General features: G+C 59.9%; 19 protein-coding genes and 1 other RNA gene. 9 read left to right on the top strand and 11 right to left on the bottom strand.

The features are described from left to right. Positions 1 to 24: 24 nt before the first annotated feature. The 3 genes from HUW35_RS04115 to HUW35_RS04105 form a co-directional block, all read right to left on the bottom strand. On the bottom strand, positions 25 to 1,170 hold the full coding sequence (locus tag HUW35_RS04115) for an acyl-CoA dehydrogenase family protein (protein WP_181254362.1): 1,146 nt from the start codon (positions 1,168 to 1,170) through the stop codon (positions 25 to 27). Positions 1,171 to 1,319: 149 nt separating this feature from the next. Further along, the gene (locus HUW35_RS04110) at positions 1,320 to 1,757 is read right to left on the bottom strand and encodes a hypothetical protein (RefSeq protein WP_181254361.1); all 438 of its coding nucleotides are present in this window, start codon (positions 1,755 to 1,757) and stop codon (positions 1,320 to 1,322) included. Between the two features lie 129 nt (positions 1,758 to 1,886). Next, positions 1,887 to 3,524, bottom strand: a complete 1,638-nt coding sequence (locus HUW35_RS04105) for a carboxylesterase/lipase family protein (protein ID WP_181254360.1) — start codon at positions 3,522 to 3,524, stop codon at positions 1,887 to 1,889. A 266-nt stretch (positions 3,525 to 3,790) separates the two neighbouring features. Between HUW35_RS04105 and HUW35_RS04100 the strand changes: the two genes are divergently transcribed. Beyond that, positions 3,791 to 5,050: an OmpA family protein gene (locus HUW35_RS04100; RefSeq protein ID WP_181254359.1), complete on the top strand. Its 1,260-nt coding sequence runs from the start codon at positions 3,791 to 3,793 to the stop codon at positions 5,048 to 5,050. Positions 5,051 to 5,125: 75 nt separating this feature from the next. Here HUW35_RS04100 and HUW35_RS04095 read toward each other — a convergent pair whose 3' ends face one another. Beyond that, complete coding sequence (locus HUW35_RS04095; protein WP_255463474.1) at positions 5,126 to 6,187, bottom strand: AraC family transcriptional regulator; 1,062 nt, start codon at positions 6,185 to 6,187, stop codon at positions 5,126 to 5,128. A gap of 236 nt (positions 6,188 to 6,423) precedes the next feature. Between HUW35_RS04095 and HUW35_RS04090 the strand changes: the two genes are divergently transcribed. Then, positions 6,424 to 6,771, top strand: coding sequence for a helix-turn-helix domain-containing protein (locus HUW35_RS04090; protein WP_255463473.1), 348 nt, complete (start codon positions 6,424 to 6,426; stop codon positions 6,769 to 6,771). Between the two features lie 60 nt (positions 6,772 to 6,831). Here HUW35_RS04090 and HUW35_RS04085 read toward each other — a convergent pair whose 3' ends face one another. The 3 genes from HUW35_RS04085 to rpiA all read right to left on the bottom strand — a co-directional run bounded on the left by HUW35_RS04085 (position 6,832) and on the right by rpiA (position 8,726). Further along, positions 6,832 to 7,176, bottom strand: a complete 345-nt coding sequence (locus HUW35_RS04085) for a DUF4168 domain-containing protein (protein ID WP_181254358.1) — start codon at positions 7,174 to 7,176, stop codon at positions 6,832 to 6,834. A 228-nt stretch (positions 7,177 to 7,404) separates the two neighbouring features. After that, a complete protein-coding gene (locus tag HUW35_RS04080; RefSeq protein WP_181254357.1) occupies positions 7,405 to 8,028 on the bottom strand; it encodes a transglycosylase SLT domain-containing protein in 624 nt (207 codons plus the stop codon). A gap of 20 nt (positions 8,029 to 8,048) precedes the next feature. After that, a complete protein-coding gene (rpiA, locus tag HUW35_RS04075) occupies positions 8,049 to 8,726 on the bottom strand; it encodes a ribose-5-phosphate isomerase RpiA (protein WP_078085530.1) in 678 nt (225 codons plus the stop codon). A 162-nt stretch (positions 8,727 to 8,888) separates the two neighbouring features. On the opposite strand from rpiA, the gene ilvA reads away from it, so the two are divergent. Further along, positions 8,889 to 10,415, top strand: coding sequence for a threonine ammonia-lyase, biosynthetic (ilvA, locus tag HUW35_RS04070; RefSeq protein ID WP_181254356.1), 1,527 nt, complete (start codon positions 8,889 to 8,891; stop codon positions 10,413 to 10,415). 342 nt (positions 10,416 to 10,757) lie between these two features. Further along, complete coding sequence (locus tag HUW35_RS04065) at positions 10,758 to 10,898, top strand: hypothetical protein (RefSeq protein ID WP_162276141.1); 141 nt, start codon at positions 10,758 to 10,760, stop codon at positions 10,896 to 10,898. Positions 10,899 to 11,029: 131 nt separating this feature from the next. On the opposite strand, the gene HUW35_RS04060 is transcribed toward HUW35_RS04065, so the two are convergent. From HUW35_RS04060 to HUW35_RS04045, 4 genes are all read right to left on the bottom strand, one after another. After that, complete coding sequence (locus HUW35_RS04060) at positions 11,030 to 11,626, bottom strand: 5-formyltetrahydrofolate cyclo-ligase (protein ID WP_181254355.1); 597 nt, start codon at positions 11,624 to 11,626, stop codon at positions 11,030 to 11,032. A gap of 63 nt (positions 11,627 to 11,689) precedes the next feature. Continuing rightward, positions 11,690 to 11,869, bottom strand: a non-coding RNA gene (ssrS, locus tag HUW35_RS04055) — 6S RNA. 192 nt (positions 11,870 to 12,061) lie between these two features. Continuing rightward, the gene (locus HUW35_RS04050; RefSeq protein WP_181254354.1) at positions 12,062 to 12,376 is read right to left on the bottom strand and encodes a cell division protein ZapA; all 315 of its coding nucleotides are present in this window, start codon (positions 12,374 to 12,376) and stop codon (positions 12,062 to 12,064) included. After that, positions 12,376 to 12,579 (bottom strand): TIGR02449 family protein, encoded by a 204-nt coding sequence (locus HUW35_RS04045; RefSeq protein WP_181254353.1) that lies wholly within the window; start codon positions 12,577 to 12,579, stop codon positions 12,376 to 12,378. The genes HUW35_RS04050 and HUW35_RS04045 overlap by 1 nt, the downstream gene beginning before the upstream one ends. A gap of 336 nt (positions 12,580 to 12,915) precedes the next feature. Here HUW35_RS04045 and HUW35_RS04040 point away from each other — a divergent pair, with 336 nt between their 5' ends. The 5 genes from HUW35_RS04040 to HUW35_RS04020 all read left to right on the top strand — a co-directional run bounded on the left by HUW35_RS04040 (position 12,916) and on the right by HUW35_RS04020 (position 18,620). Next, positions 12,916 to 13,488 carry a UPF0149 family protein gene (locus HUW35_RS04040; RefSeq protein ID WP_181254352.1) on the top strand — a complete coding sequence of 191 codons (573 nt, stop codon included), beginning with the start codon at positions 12,916 to 12,918 and terminating at the stop codon, positions 13,486 to 13,488. Between the two features lie 19 nt (positions 13,489 to 13,507). Next, positions 13,508 to 14,857 carry a Xaa-Pro aminopeptidase gene (pepP, locus tag HUW35_RS04035; protein WP_181254351.1) on the top strand — a complete coding sequence of 450 codons (1,350 nt, stop codon included), beginning with the start codon at positions 13,508 to 13,510 and terminating at the stop codon, positions 14,855 to 14,857. Further along, a complete protein-coding gene (locus HUW35_RS04030; protein WP_181254350.1) occupies positions 14,854 to 16,125 on the top strand; it encodes an FAD-dependent monooxygenase in 1,272 nt (423 codons plus the stop codon). The genes pepP and HUW35_RS04030 overlap by 4 nt, the downstream gene beginning before the upstream one ends. Positions 16,126 to 16,201: 76 nt before the next feature. Beyond that, positions 16,202 to 17,437, top strand: coding sequence for a UbiH/UbiF/VisC/COQ6 family ubiquinone biosynthesis hydroxylase (locus HUW35_RS04025; protein WP_255463472.1), 1,236 nt, complete (start codon positions 16,202 to 16,204; stop codon positions 17,435 to 17,437). A gap of 151 nt (positions 17,438 to 17,588) precedes the next feature. Next, complete coding sequence (locus tag HUW35_RS04020) at positions 17,589 to 18,620, top strand: rhomboid family intramembrane serine protease (RefSeq protein ID WP_181254349.1); 1,032 nt, start codon at positions 17,589 to 17,591, stop codon at positions 18,618 to 18,620. Positions 18,621 to 18,626 lie beyond the last annotated feature (6 nt).

Here is an 18,626-nt window from a genome sequence, read left to right as displayed (position 1 = left end):
CAGCCCCGCTTCAAAAACGGGCGACTACTCCTTCAGCAGGTCTCTGGAAATGATCAGTTTCATAATCTCGTTGGTTCCCGCATAAATCCGCTGTACCCGCGCATCTGCCCAGGCGCGGGCGATGGGGTATTCCCACATATAGCCGAAGCCGCCGTGCAGCTGCATACACTCATCCAGCAGCTTGCACTGGAAATCCGTGGCCAACAGCTTGGCCTTGGCAGCAGTGGAGACATCCAGTTTTCTGTCGTAGTGCAGTTCCAGGCAGCGGTCGATAAACACCCGGAGGGCGGTGAGTTCGCTATCCAGTTCGGCGAGCTTGAACTGGGTATTCTGGAACGCGGCGATGGGTTTGCCGAAGGCTTTGCGGTCCTTGACGTACTCAATGGTCCAGCCGATGGCGGCCTCGCAGTTGGCGATGGCATTCACCGCAACACTCAGACGTTCCTGGGGCAGTTCCTGCATCAGGTAAATAAAACCCTGGCCCTCGCCGCCCAGCAGGTTTTCTGCCGGTACTTTGACGTCGTCGAAAAACAGCTCGGAAGTGTCCTGGGCCTTCATGCCCACCTTTTCCAGATTGGTACCTTTCTTGAAACCGGGACTGTCCGATTCGACCAGTAACAGGCTGACACCGGCAGCACCGGCGGTGGGGTCGGTCTTCGCCACCACCACCACGAGATCGGCGTGCTGGCCGTTGGTGATAAAGGTTTTGGAGCCGTTCAAGACGTAATGGTCGCCGTTTTTAACCGCGGTGGTACGTACACCCTGCAGGTCTGAACCGGCGCCGGGTTCGGTCATGGCGATGGCAGTGACGATATCGCCACTGATACAGCCGGGCAGGTATTTTTGCTTTTGCTCCTCGGTGCCGTAATTGACGATGTAGGGGACGGCAATATCCGAGTGCAGGCCCCAGCCAATGCCGGTCAGCCCCAGGCGGGAAATCTCTTCATCCACAATCGCGTTGTAGCCGAAGTCCAGTTCCAGGCCGCCGTAGGCCTCCGGCACCTGCGGGCAGAGAAAACCCATGGCTCCGGCCTTGCGCCACAATTCGCGGTCGACCTGACCGTCTTTTTCCCACTGGTGGTGGTAGGGTGCAGCTTCCTGCTCGAGGAATTTTTGCACGCTGTCGCGGAATTGCTCGTGTTCGGCAGAGTAAACCGTTCTCGGGATCATGGACTTCTCTCGCTGAATTTATTGTTGGCTGATTAATTAGATGCCAGGCAAGCGCTGCACCTGACATCTCCTTAAGTTAGCCCAACAGCGAGAAGATGGAATGTCGTTACGCGCCAGACGCGATTGCCAATCTTTTAATCCATGTAGATCTAGAAGTGTGTGCTGGCGGCATTAGCGGGCAGGTCGTCCCCTTTGCGTTCCGGTACCGCATAGGCGACACCGCGGCATTCGATATAGCTGAGGCAGCCATTGAATTTGGTCGTCCCGCAGGCCTCCACCACCAGCCCATTGCCCCCCATTTTCTGGGTGCGCACCTTCAGGTCGCGCACCAGGGCAGACTTGCTCGCCTTGCGCTCATCCAGTTTGTCCTGGCAATAGGAGGCATTCACAAAGCCGAGCGTGGTGGCGTTGTAGCGGCTGATTTCCGATATGGTGTATTCGCGCACCAGTGTGCTGCTGAGCCGGTCAGACACGTAGGGGCCGGCGTTGGTATTGAACTGGATACCGTTGCAGGCGGTAGTGAAGATACTGGCCATAGCGATGATGGCGAGGGAAACCGGCGTAGGTCGGGTGAACTTGTGGCTCATCGGGCCTCCGTTATCGGGGATTATTATCTTTGTAGTGCCATGTGACGCGCAGCCTCCATGGTACTGATATTGACCCGGTTACGGTATGCAAGTTTCCGGCCCGCGTCATTTGGCGGGCCGGATATGGATTTACTGTGCGGGGCTCCACAGTGCACAGCGGTGGTGGCTGGCAAAGTCGGCTGCGCCGGAGAGCGCCGTGTCGCCGCCAAGTTGCATCAGCTGCCCGTCCACATCGAATGCCGGCCAGAAGGCATCGCTGCCGCCATTGGGGTCGCTGTTGCGTGCGAAGCGCGTCCAGTAGCGGATCATTTGCTGTGAGAGCTCGACCTGTGCATCGCCGGCACCGCGCGCGCGGAATGCCGTTTCGCTGCCCCAGATATAGGGAATCTCGAACGCGTGGGAAGCACCCAGTTCCAGTCCTTCCGGGCGCAATGGCAGCAGGTTGAGCGGTGCGTCGCCATCCACAAACTCGTAGGCGTAGGTGGCGACCAGCGGTGACAGTTGTCCCGCCTGACGCAGGGCATTACAGGCAAATACCGCGTCGGTACCGATGGCCCCCATGGCCTGCCAGACATTCCCCGCGTACAGCGCCAGCGGGTAGAACTGGGCGATACCCGCCACCGCGGGACTGTCGGCGGGCTGGCCGATCAGTGCGCCGATTTCTGAGGGGTACTGTTCCTCAGTCGGTGGGGTGGTGCCGCTCAGGGCGTCGATACCGACAAACAGCGTGTATTCGTCCAGATTACTACCCATTAATACCGGTACCCGCTGAAAGTGGCCGCTGGCCAGGGCACTCTCGATGGAGTGCTGCGGCAGCATCTGCGAGCCGTAATTGGGATTGACCCCGGTGCCATCGGTCAGGCCCTCCTGCAGTGCCAGGATTTCTTCCACAGTGAGCGTGCGCAGGCATTCGGTATCGGTACATTCGCTAAATGCAGTGCCGCCGAGATACTCGGCCACATCCAGGGGAAGCTGGGTGGGCAGGTAGGCACCGCTCTGCACGATGGCTTTGTGAAACAGGCCGGATGTGAGCGGCGAAGCAATCTGCGATAGCACGCTGTGGCCACCGGCGGATTCCCCGAAGAGAGTGACGTTATTCGGATCGCCACCGAACTCGGCGATATTTTCCTGCACCCACTCCAGCGCCAGTTTCTGATCCAGCAATCCGTAGGCACCGGACGTGCCGCTCTGTTCTGCACTCAGGGCGGGGTGGGCGAGGAAACCGAGGGCCCCAAGTCGGTAGTTCAGGGTGACCACCACCATATCTTCGGCGACCAGTCGCGGGGGATCGTAGGCTTCACCACCGGAGCCACTGATAAAGGCGCCGCCGTGAATCCATACCATCACCGGGTGGTTATCGCCCCCGTCCGGTGTGTAAATGTTCAGGTAGAGGCAGTCCTCGGTGTCACTACCGTCTCCCATCACTCCCGCGACCTGGGGACAGGCGGGAGCAAACTCCGCGGCATCCAGCACCCCATTATGGGTCGCGGCTGGCTGTGGAGGCGCGAAGCGCAGTTCTCCCAGCGGCGGTTGTGCATAGGGAATTCCGCGGAACGCCAGCATGCCGTCAGCGCCATCGCGTGTGCCGCGCACCTTTCCCTGAACGATAGTGCGAACCAGTGGGTCTGGTGCGGGCTCGGGCACTTCGGCGGGTGTGTCCGCGGGCGGGTTGGCGCGGGGTGAACAGCCCGCGAGTACTGACAGGAATAGCAGCAAGGCGAGCGACAGGGTTCGCCACCGCGCGCCGCATAAAGATCTGGAAATCATGAGTCCCCCATAGGTTTTATTGTTTTGCGGACGGAGAATTTTATGGGGGTGCCTCGGCCGCGGTTATCACCGTAAATGCCAAATTATGGGCCAACTGGTCGGTCATGTTGGTGCGGGTAGAAAAGCCTGCTCAAGCACCGCGGAATGACGGAAAACGCAATCCTGATGCATCCCGGTTTGGTTATTCTGAAATGAGCTAACCGGTCGATTTTACTGCCGTACACTGTTGAGAGTGATTCCACCGAACACAATCGCGAGGTACGCAAATGGCTGACAATCTTCTCGAAATGGCAGTGCGACATCTTGGCTCTTCGGGCCTGAGTGCACTGGGCAACGCGCTGGGTCTGGGTGAAGACAAGAGTGAATCTGCGTTCACCACCGGTGCGGCATCCGTGCTTGCGGGTATGCTGAACAAGGCGGGAAGCGAGAGTGGCCTGGGCGCACTGCTGAACATGGCGACCAAGAGCACCAGTATGGACCTGTCGTCACCCGGAGATATTTTTACCAGTCCCGACAAAATGACCAGTCTGCAGGATGTGGGCGGCAGCATGCTGGACTCGGTATTCAGCAGCAACAAAGACGGTGTGATCAACGTCATTTCCAGTGCGCTGGGACTCGACAGCACCAAGAGCGGATCCTTGTTGCGCATCGCGGCGCCGGTAATCATGTCGCTGGTGGGCAAGCTGGTAAAAAGCAAGGGCCTGAATATGGAGGGCCTGGCAGCGTTACTGCTGGGACAGAAAGCCCACCTAAAGGGCCAGTTGCCCGACGGACTGCTAAAACAGCTGGGCGCGGACAACCTGGACGAGCTGGCCGAGCGCACCGTGGTGGAAACCACTCCGCGACAGGCTGCGCATGCAGCGCACACTCCGCCACCGGCGAGAAAGAGCGGTTTTGGCAAATGGCTGTGGCCGCTGCTGATTGCACTGGCAGTTCTGTGGGCGCTGAATATGTGCGCCAAGAAAGAGAAAATGGACGATGGCTCCGGCGGTGCGGTGATGGAGCAGGATGAGGTGATCGTCGAGGAAACCCCGACGGACCCGACCCTCGATGGCGGCACCACCACAGTCCCGGACACCGATATGTCCACCGACTCGGGTACCGCTACAGATACTGAAAGTGCGGATTTTGGGCAATCGTTCCGGGAGTACCTGGACAATGCCAACCGCGATCCAAACCGCGAGTTTGCGCTCAACATTGAATTCCCCACCGATGGCAGCATGCCCAATGCCGCGTCACTGCCGGACGTGCAGACACTGATCAGTATCATGCAGGAAAACCCCGGTCTGTCGATTGCCATCGAAGGGCACACCGACAGCGATGGCGATGCCGTTGCAAACCAGAAGCTATCGGAATCCCGCGCCCAGGCGGTGATGAAAATGCTGGTGGATGCAGGTATCGACGAGAGTCGCATGAAGGCGGTTGGATTCGGCCCGGCCAATCCGGTTGCGGATAACGGCACCGAGGAAGGCAAGCAGAAGAATCGCCGCATAGCGGTGAAGGTGACTTCCTTCGATCAGCAATAATTTTTCACTGCCCTGAAAAGAAAAACCCGCGGTTCGCCGCGGGTTTTTCTTTTTGTTGTTTGCGATTCGCTGCTGTCAGCTGCGGTATTTTTCCCGGTAGGCCCCGGGCGCCAGGCCGGTCCACTTCTTAAATGCGCGGTTGAAGGCGCTGGGTTCGGAAAACCCGAGGCGCTCGGCAATTTCCGCCACGGCAGTTTCCTGCTGCTTCAACTGGTACATGGCCATATCGCGGCGTACGGAATCCTTGATGTCCTGCCAGCTGTTGCCCTCCTCTTTCAGGCGGCGGCGCAGGGTTTGTGGCGAGGTGTACAGTCGTTCCGCCACATCGTCCAGGGACAGGTTTTCGATACTGTTGTCACCCTGCAGCATGCGCCGGATACGTCCGGTGAAGCTGTTGTCAGACTTGTACTGGGTGAGCAGGCATTCGGGCGCGCGGGCGAGGAATTCACTCAGTTGCTGGGCGTCGCGAGTGAGCGGCAAGCTGAGATAACGGGTGTTGAATACCAGGCAGGTTTCCGATTGCTCGAAGTAGTGCCGGCAGGGAAACATGTCGTTGTAGTCTTCGTCGTAATCCGGTGGCGGAAACGCGAGATGTACCCGCTCGAGCAGGATGGTGCGGTCGATCATCCAGCTGAAAAAGCGCAGCCAGATCACCGCCATGGATTCCACAAAATTCTGGTTTGGTAGCTGCTTGGGGTTCTCGTGGTGGAAGATCAGGCGGGCTTCCTCACCGTTTTCCACCAGTTTGATATGAATGTCATCGCTCACCATCGCCACAAAGCGGCTGGAGCGCAGCAGGGCGCGGCGCAGGGTGGGGCAGGTGATGGTGGCATGTCCCATCATGGCGAAGGTGCCCGGTAACCAGGGGCGTGCCAGATAACCACCGGATTCGTCCCCCAGCTGATCCCACAGCAGGCGCAGCAGTCGCGCCAGTTGCTCGCGACCCACCCGGGCATTGGGGGCGGTGGTGGTGGCCGGGTCGATGCCTGCATCGCACAGCAGCTGATCGCAGTCGATACCCGCGGCGCGGGCTCCGGCGAGATGGGCAAATACCGCACCGGCCAGAATGCCGGGTTCGGAGAAGGATTTGGCGGGCTGCTCACTGTCCTGAGCGGGGGTTTCAGTTTCTGCAATCACGCTTCCGGTTCCACTATCAGTGAGGAGTATTCGCAGGCTCTGGATACCTGTCTGCGCCCGGTTAATTTGGGGAGTGGCGCGGGGTTGGTGGCAGATTATGCAAAAAGGTGCATAAAAAGTCCCGCACTGTGCGGTGTGTCGGGCGCCTGCGACCGTTCTCTCTTGGAAATACGGGCGGTTTGTGTGCTACAAATGGAGCAAGCGGTAACCCGAAATTTGTGAGACAGGAAGCCTCCATGCCCCAGCCTTCAATGAACGAGCTCCCCAGAGTCGACCTCAATCCTACCATCTGTCGACGCCTGCTGATCGCCTACCTGATCGAGCGCCTCCCTCGTCCCAACAATCCTGCACTGGAAGAGATTACCGGTTGGCCGCGTCGCACCATCCAGGATGTCATCGCCAAGGGATTGCCGGGGCACGGAACCAGGGTGGAGTTTGTGCAACAGGGGGTTCGCAATAACGACGGTTACTACGCGCTGCAGGACTGGGGTTCTATCGACAAGGGATGGGTATGCCAGCACCTGGCGGATATCGCCCGGGTGCTGGAGCTGGCGCCGGAGCAGATTCCGTCACCGGAAAAATAACTGCGCAAAGGTCGGGGAAAGCGCGCGCCCGGGGGATGACTCCGGGCTCGCAAAGGGCCGTTACTGAGTGGCAGCGGCGCTCTTCAGAATATCGTTTACCCGCTGCAGCAGCGCGGGGTCGTTGCGCAGCTGGGTGGCAATGCCCTGGTATTCTTCTTTGCTCAGGCCTGCGCTCTGCACCGCTGCCACCATCTTGGTCTGGGCTTCCACATTGATCGCTTCTGCGGCAGCAGCGTCCGCTGCAGATTTGATCTTGGGCGCGTATTCCTGGCTCAGGGTGACGATGGAACGATAGGCATCGGCGAATTTCTTCAGCTGGGCGTCGCTCACGGCGGTTTCTGCAAAGGCACTGGAAACGGCGAGAGCCAGAGCAAGTGCGGCGGAGTAGATGGCGGTCGGCTTCATTAAGCACCTCTCGTTATTGAGAATACGCTTCTGTGCAGTGTGCACGCCCAGCGTCAATTGAGGGCTACAGAGCCTTGGCCAGGGAAGCTTTGATCGAGTCCGTGATCAAGCCCGCTGTCGCGGCAAAGCGCTGTCTGCAAAGGGTAGTTGTTATTCCGCTGTGTTTGCGCCATTTGCCGCCAGACTGGGCTGGCGGCAAAGAATTTGTGCGCTGGTGCCCGCGCAAAGTTAGAACAGGCCGAGGAATTTTTTACGCTTCTTGAGCGAGGCCTCGCAACTATTCAGCTGTCGCTGGTAGCTCTGCGCCCGTGCGGACACCTTGTGAGCGACCTTCTGTAGCCATTTTTTGTTGCGATAGGTGCGGCGGTTAAAGCCACCCTGGCCCTCGTGGTAGGCGAGGTACAGGTGGTAGGTGTCGTTGGGCTTGATACGGCACTGGCGCTGGCTGGTGTTGTGATACCAGCCGACGAAATCGATGGCATCCTCGAAATCGTCGCGGTCGCCGCCGTAGTTGCCGGTGGCGCGCTGGTAACTCTTCCACGTGGTACCCAGTGCCTGTGAATAGCCGTAGGCATCAGACGGGCGCGGGCCGGGAAATATCCACAGGATCTTGGTACGCGGCGGCTTGGCATCGTGCACAAAGCGGGATTCCTGGTGCAGTGTGGCCATCATGGTGGCGATGGGCGTGTTCCACTTGCGCGCGGATTTGGCTGCGTCGTGATACCAGTCGTCCTTCTCGCGGAAAATCTCGCACACATTGTCGGTATTGCTGGGGGGAGTGGTGGCACAGCCCGCTGCCAGCAGCGGCAGGGCGAGCAGTGCCAGTTTCCATACATTATTGTTTTTCGTCATTGGTCCACTAATTGAGGGTCTCAGACTTTCGATTTGATGGTCTTGACGCCATCGGCGGTGCCCAGCAACAGGATGTCTGCGGGGCGCGCGGCAAACAGGCCGTTGGTAACCACACCGGTAATATTGTTGATGTCGCTTTCCAGCTGCAGCGGTTTGGCGATCTGCATATTGTGCACATCCAGGATGACATTGCCGTTGTCGGTAGTCACACCCTCGCGGTACACCGGATCACCGCCCAGCTTCACCAGCTCGCGAGCCACATAGGAACGCGCCATGGGGATCACTTCAACCGGCAGCGGGAAGTTGCCCAGCACTTCCACCCACTTGCTATCGTCGGCGATACAGACAAATTCCTCGGAGCAGGCAGCTACAATTTTTTCCCGGGTCAGCGCCGCACCACCGCCCTTGATCAGTTGCAGCAGCGGGTTGGTTTCATCGGCACCGTCCACATACACGCGGATACCGTCCACCGAGTTGAGGTCGTAGACCGGGATACCGTGGGACTTGAGGCGCTCGGCGGAGGCTTCAGAGCTGGCCACGGTGCCGTCGAACAGCCCCTTTTTCTCTGCCAGGAAGTCGATGAAGTAGTTGGCAGTGGAGCCTGTGCCAACGCCGACGATGGTGTCAGCGTCTAGCATGGGGGTGATGTATTCCACCGCGGCACGGGCGACATCCTGCTTGAGTTGATCCTGATTGATGGGCTCTTTCATGGAGGGGAAGGCTTCCTTGTGCAATGTTTGCGATAAAAATGCCCGCTTGCGAAGATTTTTTCGCGCAAAACCGGCTTATCTGTGGCTTTGGTGCTGCGTAGCGATTAGACTGGCGGGCTCCCTAACATCCACCGGCTGCCGATTTCTGTCATGCCCAAGTCCTATATCAAGCGCATTTTAGACGCGCGCATTTACGATGTCGCCATCGAAACCCCGCTGGAGCCCATGCGCCAGATGTCCCATCGCCTCGGCAACCGTGTTTTGCTGAAGCGCGAAGACCTGCAACCGGTGTTCTCCTTCAAGATTCGTGGCGCTTACAACAAACTCCTGCAGCTGCCGCCAGAGCAACGCGCGCGCGGCGTGATTGCCGCCTCCGCGGGCAACCACGCCCAGGGGCTTGCGCTGGGTGCCCAGCAGATGGGCGTGCGCGCCACCATCGTGATGCCATCCACCACGCCGGCGATCAAGGTGAACGCGGTGCGCATGCGCGGCGCGGAAGTGGTATTGCACGGGGATACCTTTGATGAAGCGGCGGCGCGCGCCAAGCAATTGGTGGAAGAGCGCGGCCTGGTGTTTATTCACCCCTATGACGACCCGGATGTGATTGCCGGACAGGGCACGGTAGCCATGGAGCTGCTGCGCCAGCACCCGGGCAACCTGGATGCGGTGTTCATTCCTGTGGGCGGCGGTGGCCTGGCAGCGGGGATGGCGGCGTATATCAAGTATGTGCGCCCGGAGATCAAGGTCTACGCGGTGGAGCCGGAAGATGCAGCCTGCCTGAAGGTGGCGATGGAGGCGGATAGCCGCGAGCGCCTGCCCCAGGTGGGCCTGTTTGCCGACGGTGTGGCCGTGGCGCAGATTGGCGAGGAAACCTTCCGCGTGCTGCGCGAAACCATCGACGGCGTGATTACCGTGACCACCGATGAGATCTGTGCGGCAATCAAGGACATCTTTGAGGACACCCGTTCCATCGCCGAGCCCGCCGGTGCGGTGGGCCTTGCCGGGTTGAAGAAATACGCTGAGCAGAGTGGCCAGCAGAATCAGGCCCTGGCGACCGTGTGCAGCGGTGCCAATACCAATTTCGATCGCCTGCGCTATATCAGCGAGCGCACCGAGATCGGTGAGAAGCGCGAGGCAGTGCTGGCGGTGACCATCCCGGAAAAGCCGGGCAGCTACCTGCAGTTCTGTCGCGACCTGGGCGATCGCTCCATTACCGAATTCAACTACCGCTACGCCAACAGTGGCGAGGCGCATATCTTCGTGGGGATGCAGGTCAGCACCGATGCGGACCGCCAGCAGCTGGTGGCCCAGTTGCAGGAGGGCGGTTACCAGGTGACGGATCTCACCGATAACGAGATGGCCAAGCTGCATATCCGCCATCTGGTGGGCGGGCGTGCGCCGGGTATCGATAACGAAGTGGTGTACCGGTTCGAGTTCCCCGAGCGCCCCGGTGCCCTGCGCAAGTTCCTGGAGCAGCTGGCGGGACGCTGGAATATCACCCTGTTCCACTACCGCAATCACGGTGCTGCTTACGGGCGGGTACTTGTGGGGCTGGAGGTTTCCGAGGACGAGCGGCCGGCGCTGAAAGCTCTGCTGGATCAGCTGCACTACCCGTTCTGGGACGAGACGGAAAACCCGGCCTATCGGTTCTTCCTGTCGCGCGGGCGGGGCGACTGATCGCGCGTCAATGACGGCTGGTGTACAAAATGTGCGCTGGTTGTCATTTTTCGCGGTGAGTAGATCACCGGGCTCGGTCTGTCGAACTTGCAATTCTCAAAATGTGAGATTTTTCTCAAAAAAAGACGCTTGACGGGTTACTATTTGGCCATCGATCGAGTATCTTTTGACCGCTGTTTGGTCACAATGGGTAGCTGCGAAGTAGTTGATCGGGGGGATTTTTTTCTCGTCGGTGGGAACTTTCCGGCAATCTCCGGTCCAAACCAGCACTGGCGGCGCAGATCGCCAGGATTAAAAAGAGATCGAAAACAACAAGAATTCCAATCTTACAGGATGGTCCCCATGAAACCCGATGCATTGACACTCGCAGTAGTTGTCTTTGTTGCGGGCGTACTGCTGAGTAGTTCCGGTCTGACCGAAGTGTTCTCTTCCGATGAGGAAGAGGCGCCGGCAGCCCTGCAGCAGGGAGTGGTCACTCGCTGACCCCTTCGCCCGCCGCTGGCTGACGCCAAATCAAAAAAGCCGAACCCTGGAAACAGCGGTTCGGCTTTTTTGTGCCTGGTCGAATACTGGATACCCCGGTATCTCCCAGTAAGTAACCGCTGACTCGCGTTTCACCGGCAGCGGTAGAGGCGCTGGTCCGTGGCCACCAGGGTTAATGGAATATCCCAGCTCTCCATCGGCAGGTGCGCCACACACTGCAACTGGTGGGCAATACCCACCAGTTTGGGGCCGCTACCCGGGTGCAGGTGTTTGAACGCGAAGGTGCGGTCGTAGTAGCCGCCGCCCATGCCCAGGCGCGCACCGCTGGGATCAAATGCCACCAGTGGCAGCAATACCAGATCCAGCTGCTGCGGGCTTTTGGGATGGCTGCGGCCGATCACCGGCTCCGGAATTCCGTAGCGATTGCGATAGCGCAGTGTGGCTCCCGGCCAATGCAGGAAGTTCATGGTCGTGCGCATGGCACGGGGCAGGGTGGGCAGGTAAAAGCGTTTGTGCGGAAACCGTCGCAACAGCGGGCGCGGGTCTATCTCGCCATCGGAAGGCCAGTAGAGGCCGATATGCTGGGCCCGCTTGAGCTCCGGACACAACGCCAGGCGCGCGCACAGTCGTCGGCTGGCAAGCCGCTGCTGATTGGGGCTGAGTGCCCGGCGCGCGGCGCGAATTTGTCGGCGCAGCTGCTGCTTGGATGGCGTGGCGGAATTGGGCATCGGGATATTGTTATCAGCGCGGGACTGTTCAGGTCAGATCCGACCGGAACAGGGAGGGAAATCAGGTGCCCCGAAAATGCGGCTGATGACATAGCCTTGAACCGTAAGGCTCAAGGTGGGGGTTCCTGGAATGCATAAGGCTTTCCGCTGCGTGGCGGACTTGCACACCAACATCCGCTGGGAACCTCCAGGGTAGAATTATCGGCTCAGGACATAGTCAACTGGCCAACACTTCAGGGCGAGAGAGAATTATACCTCTTACTGCCACTCTTGGCTAAACGCACTTTTGCGCCAAAATGTGCTTTTTAGCGATAGTCAAGTTGTGGAGATGGCCGCGGAAGATTGCGTGGTCGCGCCAACAAGCAGTAGTGCAGGTATTTAATCTGGTGGGAATTTTGCGGGTATTTCGATTGCAATACCCGCGGGGATTTACGCTTACAGGTTGTCGAATTTTTCCAGGGCAGCCTGCACTTTGTCGTGCAGGCGATCGAGCATGTCCTCTTCCACCGGTTGGCGCGCGAGGTCGGCCTTGGCCTGGATCAATTCGTGGGCAATATTCAGCGCAGCCATGACCGCGATACGCTCGGCACCGATTACCGTGCCGCTGTTGCGGATTTTGGCCATGCGTTCGTTGAGCAATTTTGCAGACGCCTGCAGGCCTGGCTGCTCTTCTTCCGAGCAGGCGACACGATACTCTTTGTCGAGAATCGTCACGGCGACCGTGGCTGAGTTGTGCGGTTTACTGCTCATCAGTTGTCTTGGCTCAGGCCCTTGAGTCGGTTGATCATGGTTTCAACCCGGCTGCGAGCCACTTCGTTGTTTTTAATCAGCCGCTGGCGCTCGCGCTGCCACTGGCCTTCCTGCTCGCGCAGGGCGCGATTGTCTGCGGCCAGCTGCTGGCACTGCTGTAGCAGTGAGTCCAGCTTGAGTTCTAACGCCTGTATCTTGTCCATATATCCTGCGTGTTCCGTGGTCCGCCTATTCCTGCCAACGTCCTGTGACCTGCGCAAGCCGGGGGATTCCGCTACTATATTGCCGGTGTATTTGGGGGTCAATTGTCCCCAGTGTCTATGTGACGCTCAACCAGGCGGCCGCCAGCCATTATTTCACCAGTTTGGCGATTTATTCGCACATCCGGTGGGGAATGCCTATTGGTACACCTGATTGTCGGCTGTGGCTGACAGTTTTTCCCGGGCGCCGTTCAAATTTTCAGCACAAGGTGAATGATTTCGTGGCCAAACCGCCTTTCCGGTGGCTGCGACAGTTTGCCCATGTAACCAGGAGTTTTTATGTCCGCAGTGCAGGTTTCGTTCGATGATCTCGCCAACCAGATAGTGGCAGCGGGAGGTAAAATCGGACCGAGCGAGTTGCACGGTTTTATCTGCGGCCTGCTTGCGGCGGGTGCGCGTCCGGATAAAGCCCGCTGGCAAAAGGAAGTGGCAGAATTCCTGGACCTCGATGCGTTACCCGCAGACCTGACCCGGGACAGCCTGTTATTAACAGAGCAGAGCCTGCGTGAACTTTCCGACAAAGATTTTTCCTTTCAGCCATTGCTCAGTTCCAGTGATGAGCTGGCCGAACGCGGACAGACCTTATGTCTGTGGTGCGAAGGTTTCCTGCATGGCTTTGGTATCGGCAAATATTCCGGTGAGCTGCCGCCCACAAGTAGCGAGGCGCTGAAGGATTTTGCGGAAATCGCCCAGCTGGATGCGGGGTCCATGGAAAACGGTGCAGAGCAGGAGCGTCAGCTGTTTGAAGTGCAGGAATATGTGCGTATGGCGGCCCTGAACATTTTTATTGAATGCTCTGCTTCTACCCAGCCGGCCGGTGGCGACAAGCCCGCGGGCCCGACTCTGCACTGAGCGTATTGCGGTCCCCGTTATGAATATTTCCAAAGCCGAGTATGCCCGACGCCGGCAGCGCTTGATCGAAAGCCTGGACGGCAACAGCCTCGCCATTGTGCCCGCTGCCCGCGAACAGCTGCGCTCGCGCGATACCTATTTCCCGTTTCGTCAGGACAGTGATTTCTTTTATCTGACGGGATTTGATGAACCGGAGTCCATGCTGGTACTGGTACCGGGACGCGCTCAGGGAGAAACACTGCTGTTCTGTCGCGAGCGGGATGCGGAAAAAGAAATGTGGGACGGCCCGCGCCTGGGGCCGGAGCGCGCCGCGGAACACTGCGGCCTGTGCGATGCATTTCCCATTGGCGACCTCGACGATATTCTCCCGGGGCTGCTGGAAGGGCGCGATTTCATTTACTACACCATGGGGCGCTTTCCGCAATTGGACCGCCGGCTGCAGGGCTATTTGCAGGCCATCGAGCAGGCACCCGGTGGCGCGTCTGCTGCGGGGGGAAGAGCCCCGGAAATGGTCAGCCTGGATCCACACTTGCACGACCTGCGCCTGTTCAAGAGCGCGGCGGAGATCCGCCTGATGGCGCGCGCGGCGGAAATCAGTGCGGAGGGGCATCGGCGTGCCATGCAGCGCTGCCGCCCGGGTATGTACGAGTACCAGCTGGAAGCGGAACTGCTACATTCCTTCGCTCTCGCCGGAGCGCGCGAGCCCGCGTATCCGAGTATCGTTGGTGGTGGCCGCAATGCGCTGGTGATGCATTACATCGCCAATAACGCCGCTTTGAAAAATGGCGACCTGGTATTGATCGATGCCGGTTGTGAATATCGCGGATACGCTTCGGATATCACACGCACCTTTCCCGTGAACGGTCGTTTCAGTGGACCACAGCGGGCGGTGTATGAAATTGTGCTCGCCAGCCAGCTGGCGGCGATCGATAAAATTGCCGTGGGCAACGATTGGGATCAACCACACCTCGCCAGTGTGGAAGTGATTGTGCGCGGCCTGAAAGATCTCGGTCTGCTGCAGGGCGATCTGCACGGGCTGATCGAGTCCGGTGCTTATCGCCGTTTTTACATGCACCGGGTCGGGCACTGGCTGGGCATGGATGTGCACGATGTGGGCGACTACAAGGTGTATGGCCAGTGGCGTCAGCTGGAGGCCGGCATGACCATGACGGTGGAGCCGGGCATTTATATTGCTGCGGAGGATGCCGGAGTTCCGGAAAAATTCCGCGGTATCGGTATTCGCATCGAAGACGATGTGGCGCTGAACAAGGACGGCCCGCAGGTCCTTTCTGCTGCGGCGCCAAAAACCATTGCGGATATCGAATACCTGATGCGCGAGGGCGATCTGGTCCAGGAGGCGCTGTTATGACCTCGATTGAACAAACCCCCGGCAGCGGGCAATCGGATATCGCGATTGTCGGCGGCGGCATGGCCGGTGCCTGTCTGGCGCTGCTGCTGTCCCATCACTGCCCGGGACTGAAAGTCTCCCTGCTTGAGCGACACCCGCTGCCGAACAGCGATGCTGCGCTGAACCTGCCGAGTTTCGATACCCGCGCCACCGCCATCGCCGCCGGCAGCCTGCAGATATTTGAACAACTGGGCCTGTGGTCGCAGTTGCGCGAATATGCGGCACCGATTGCCCGGGTACAGGTTTCGGACCGCGGGCACTCCCTGGGCGCGAGCCTGCATGCCGGACGCGAGGTGGCGGCGAGTTTTGACGGGATGCTCGGCGCGGTGGTTGAAAATGCCGCCCTCGGGCCACTGCTGCATCGCGCCCTGGGCAATACCGATGTGGAGGTACTGGCGCCGGCGGAAGTGGTGCGTGTGACCATGACCGAACAGGGCGCGAGCATTATCTGGCGGGATGGGGCGGGCGCGGAGCGCGCGCTCGCTACACGCCTGCTGGTGGTTGCCGATGGCACCGGCTCGCCACTGTGCCGTCAGCTGGGGATAGCCAGCGAAGAAGTGGATTATCACCAGCAGGCGCTGGTTACCACCGTCGGCCTGCAGCGGGACCACGGTGGTGTGGCCTACGAGCGCTTTACCGATTCCGGCCCCATGGCCCTGCTGCCGCTGCCCCGGCGCGACGGTATGCACCGCGCAGCGCTGGTGTGGACCGGCGAACCGGGCGAGATGGAGCGTCTGGCATCACTGCCGGAGGCGGAATTTATCCGTCACCTGCAACAGGCGTTTGGCTGGCGCGCCGGGCGTTTGGTGCGTGCCGGCAAGGTACAGGGTTACCCGCTCAAGCTGTCCCTGGCGCGCGAGCAGGTACGGCGCGGTGTGGTGCTGGTAGGAAACTGTGCGCACTTCCTGCACCCGGTAGCCGGGCAGGGGTTCAACCTGACCCTGCGCGACTGCGATGCTCTCGCCCGTGCCATTGGTCGGGCAATGGCAGAGAAAGGCACGGATTTCGGGCAATCCGGCCCCGGCGAGCTAGACTTACTTCAGGCTTATTGGCGCGAACGTCAACATGACCAGCAGCTGACAATCGGTTTCAGCGACCGGATTCCACCCCTGTTTGCCTCCCGCAGCCTGCTGCTCAGTGGCCTGAGGCAGGCGGGGATGCTCGGTCTCGCCCTGGCGCCGGCCCTGAGGGCAGGGTTTGCCAGACAAGCTGCGGGACTTGCGCTGTAAGCACACTATAACGGTGCAGCTGTATCGGCCGTGGATCTGCGGCCGCTCAATCAAATTTTCCGGGGAGCAACTGCCTATGAACAGACAGCGGATGGACGTAACCATCGTCGGAGGTGGCATGGTGGGGATGGCGCAGGCGGCAGTGCTGGCCGTGCGACACCCGCAATTGCGTATATCGCTGCTGGAGGCATCCAATGTGGACCCGCAGGTGCGCGAGGACAGTTACGACGCGCGGGTGGTTGCACTTACCGAGGCGTCCCGTGCACTGCTGGAAGAGGCCGGGGCCTGGCAGCGGATCGCGGGTAAGCGGGAGTGTCCCTACACCCAGATGCGCGTCTGGGATGCGGAAGGTACCGGCTCTGTATGGTTTGACTGTCGCGATGTGAAGTTGCCGAATCTCGGCCACATTGTGGAAAACAGCGTGATCCTCGCCGCCCTGCGCGAGCGTATTGAAGAGCTGAACAATGTGGACCTGGTTACCGGGTTCAAGCTGGAAAGCTGGTGGCGGGACTGCGGTCTCTGGCATCTGCAGTCGCGCAGCCCGGACCGGGACGCAGTGGAGGGCCTCGACAACCAGTCGCCGGTGTTGACCACGCGCCTGTTGATCGGCGCCGACGGTGCCCGCTCGCGGGTGCGAGACCTGCTGCGTATCCGCACCCGGGATGTGGAGTATCAACAGACCGCACTGGTATGTGTGGCCCGCTGTGAGCAGTCACATCAGTCCACAGCCTGGCAGCGCTTCCTGGACACCGGGCCGCTGGCATTCCTGCCGCTGGCGGGGCTTGGTGATGATCGCCACTGTGCGGTGGTGTGGTCCGCGGATGACAGCCTCGCCCGCGAACTGGTGATGCTCGATGACAAGGCGTTTGCCCTGAACCTGGAGAAGGCTTTCGAGAGTCGCCTGGGCACCATTGAATCCGTCAGCGAACGCTTCTCCTTTGCCCTGCGTGCGCGCCATGCGGAATCCTATTTTGGCCCCGGTGCGGTGCTGATCGGCGATGCCGCTCACAGCATTCATCCGCTGGCCGGGCAGGGGGTCAACCTGGGGTTGATGGACGTGGCGGTGCTGAGCGAGGAAATCGATCGCGCACTCAAACGGGATATTTCTCTGGCGCACACCTCGGTGCTGTCCCGCTACCAGCGCCGTCGCCGCGGGGAAAACGCGGCAACGTTGAAGGCCATGAGTACCTTCAAGTCCCTGTTTGGCGCTGGCGACCTGCACTGGCGCTGGTTGCGCAATACCGGCCTGAGTATGGTGGACGCCAGCCCGCTGCTGAAAAAACGGATTATCATGCGCGCCATGTCGGTGTAGCGAATACATTTCTCCGGCATCGCACTGTAGTCTCTAAAACGCGGCAACCCTGCCGCGTTTTTTATGTTCCCGGAGCTGCCGGAATCCCGGCGGGAAATTTGGTAGAGTCGCGCGTTCAAACTTTTTGCTTTTTACCCGAGTAGGCCCGCGTTTGAGTAACTGGATTACCGTCTGTGAATTTCCGCTGAGTAAAGACCTGTCACCGGTGGCGGAATTTATTCGCCGCCATCAGTTGCCCCTGCGTATCAGTGAGGAAAACAACCACCAGCGGGTTGCGAGCCTGGCGCCGCAGCTGGTGGAGCCGATGAAGCAGCTGCTCGAGCGCTGGCAGGCGGGCGAAGTGGATCTCTCCCGGATTCAGGTTCACACCTACGACGAGAGTGCGCCCGCACCCGCAGAAGTCGGGGGTGCCGAACAGCCCGTGCAACCGGAGCCTGGTGAAGTTGATCGCGAAACGGCCGAGAGTCAGGAATCTGATGCCCAGGCCATGGCCTCGCCGTCGGTCATTCCGCAGTGGCCCCTGCGGCAGACCCCGCTAAGTGTTCTGTTGATCGCCCTGTGTTTTATCGGCTGGCTGATGTTGCGCCAGGGCTGGGCGGAGCCGCTGGTGATTTTCCCGCAGAAACCGGGGGACTTTGACCTGTCCAGCTCGTCCCTGGCCTGGCATCTGTCGCGGGGAGAGTTCTGGCGCCTGTGGACCCCGGCGATGGTGCACTTTTCTCTGCCGCATGCGCTGTTCAACGCCCTCGGTATCTGGATTATTGGCCGTGCACTGGAGGCGCGTGCGGGCACCCTGTGGTTTGCGGTACTGGTATTGCTGAGTGCGCCCGTGGCCAACCTGGCGCAGTATGTGTGGGCGCCGCAGAACCTGTTTGGCGGTATGTCCGGTGTGGTATACGCGTTGATCGGGGTAGCGTTTGTGATTCAGCGCTGGCAGCCGGGCTGGCGCGACGTGCCGCCGCCGTTGGTGTGGCTGGCGGTCATCTGGCTACTGGTGTGCATGATCGGTGTGGTGGATTACTTTATTCCCGGTGGCATCGCCAATGCCGCGCATATCGGCGGCTTTGCCGCGGGCCTGTTGCTCGGGCTGTTGTTCTGTAGCGCAGGGGGCGCGCGGCGCTATTTTTCAGATACGCGCGCGCCTGCACAAACCACAACCACCGTCTCCCGCAAAGAATTCTGATCGCCC

The organism is Microbulbifer sp. YPW1, assembly GCF_013367775.1.
Taxonomy (GTDB): Bacteria; Pseudomonadota; Gammaproteobacteria; order Pseudomonadales; family Cellvibrionaceae; genus Microbulbifer.
Note: the sequence above shows the minus strand (reverse complement) of the source record. Positions and strands in the feature narration are given on the sequence as shown.

Coding starts and splice junctions, on each gene's coding strand:
- HUW35_RS04110 (WP_181254361.1), bottom strand. CDS start 1,757: ATGAGCCACAAGTTCACCCGACCTACGCCGGTTTCCCTCGCCATCATC.
- HUW35_RS04060 (WP_181254355.1), bottom strand. CDS start 11,626: ATGCCCAATTCCGCCACGCCATCCAAGCAGCAGCTGCGCCGACAAATT.
- HUW35_RS04040 (WP_181254352.1), top strand. CDS start 12,916: ATGTCCGCAGTGCAGGTTTCGTTCGATGATCTCGCCAACCAGATAGTG.
- HUW35_RS04105 (WP_181254360.1), bottom strand. CDS start 3,524: ATGATTTCCAGATCTTTATGCGGCGCGCGGTGGCGAACCCTGTCGCTC.
- HUW35_RS04065 (WP_162276141.1), top strand. CDS start 10,758: ATGAAACCCGATGCATTGACACTCGCAGTAGTTGTCTTTGTTGCGGGC.
- HUW35_RS04030 (WP_181254350.1), top strand. CDS start 14,854: ATGACCTCGATTGAACAAACCCCCGGCAGCGGGCAATCGGATATCGCG.
- HUW35_RS04050 (WP_181254354.1), bottom strand. CDS start 12,376: ATGAGCAGTAAACCGCACAACTCAGCCACGGTCGCCGTGACGATTCTC.
- HUW35_RS04080 (WP_181254357.1), bottom strand. CDS start 8,028: ATGACGAAAAACAATAATGTATGGAAACTGGCACTGCTCGCCCTGCCG.
- HUW35_RS04025 (WP_255463472.1), top strand. CDS start 16,202: ATGAACAGACAGCGGATGGACGTAACCATCGTCGGAGGTGGCATGGTG.
- HUW35_RS04085 (WP_181254358.1), bottom strand. CDS start 7,176: ATGAAGCCGACCGCCATCTACTCCGCCGCACTTGCTCTGGCTCTCGCC.
- HUW35_RS04100 (WP_181254359.1), top strand. CDS start 3,791: ATGGCTGACAATCTTCTCGAAATGGCAGTGCGACATCTTGGCTCTTCG.
- ilvA (WP_181254356.1), top strand. CDS start 8,889: ATGCCCAAGTCCTATATCAAGCGCATTTTAGACGCGCGCATTTACGAT.
- HUW35_RS04115 (WP_181254362.1), bottom strand. CDS start 1,170: ATGATCCCGAGAACGGTTTACTCTGCCGAACACGAGCAATTCCGCGAC.
- HUW35_RS04045 (WP_181254353.1), bottom strand. CDS start 12,579: ATGGACAAGATACAGGCGTTAGAACTCAAGCTGGACTCACTGCTACAG.
- HUW35_RS04090 (WP_255463473.1), top strand. CDS start 6,424: ATGCCCCAGCCTTCAATGAACGAGCTCCCCAGAGTCGACCTCAATCCT.
- pepP (WP_181254351.1), top strand. CDS start 13,508: ATGAATATTTCCAAAGCCGAGTATGCCCGACGCCGGCAGCGCTTGATC.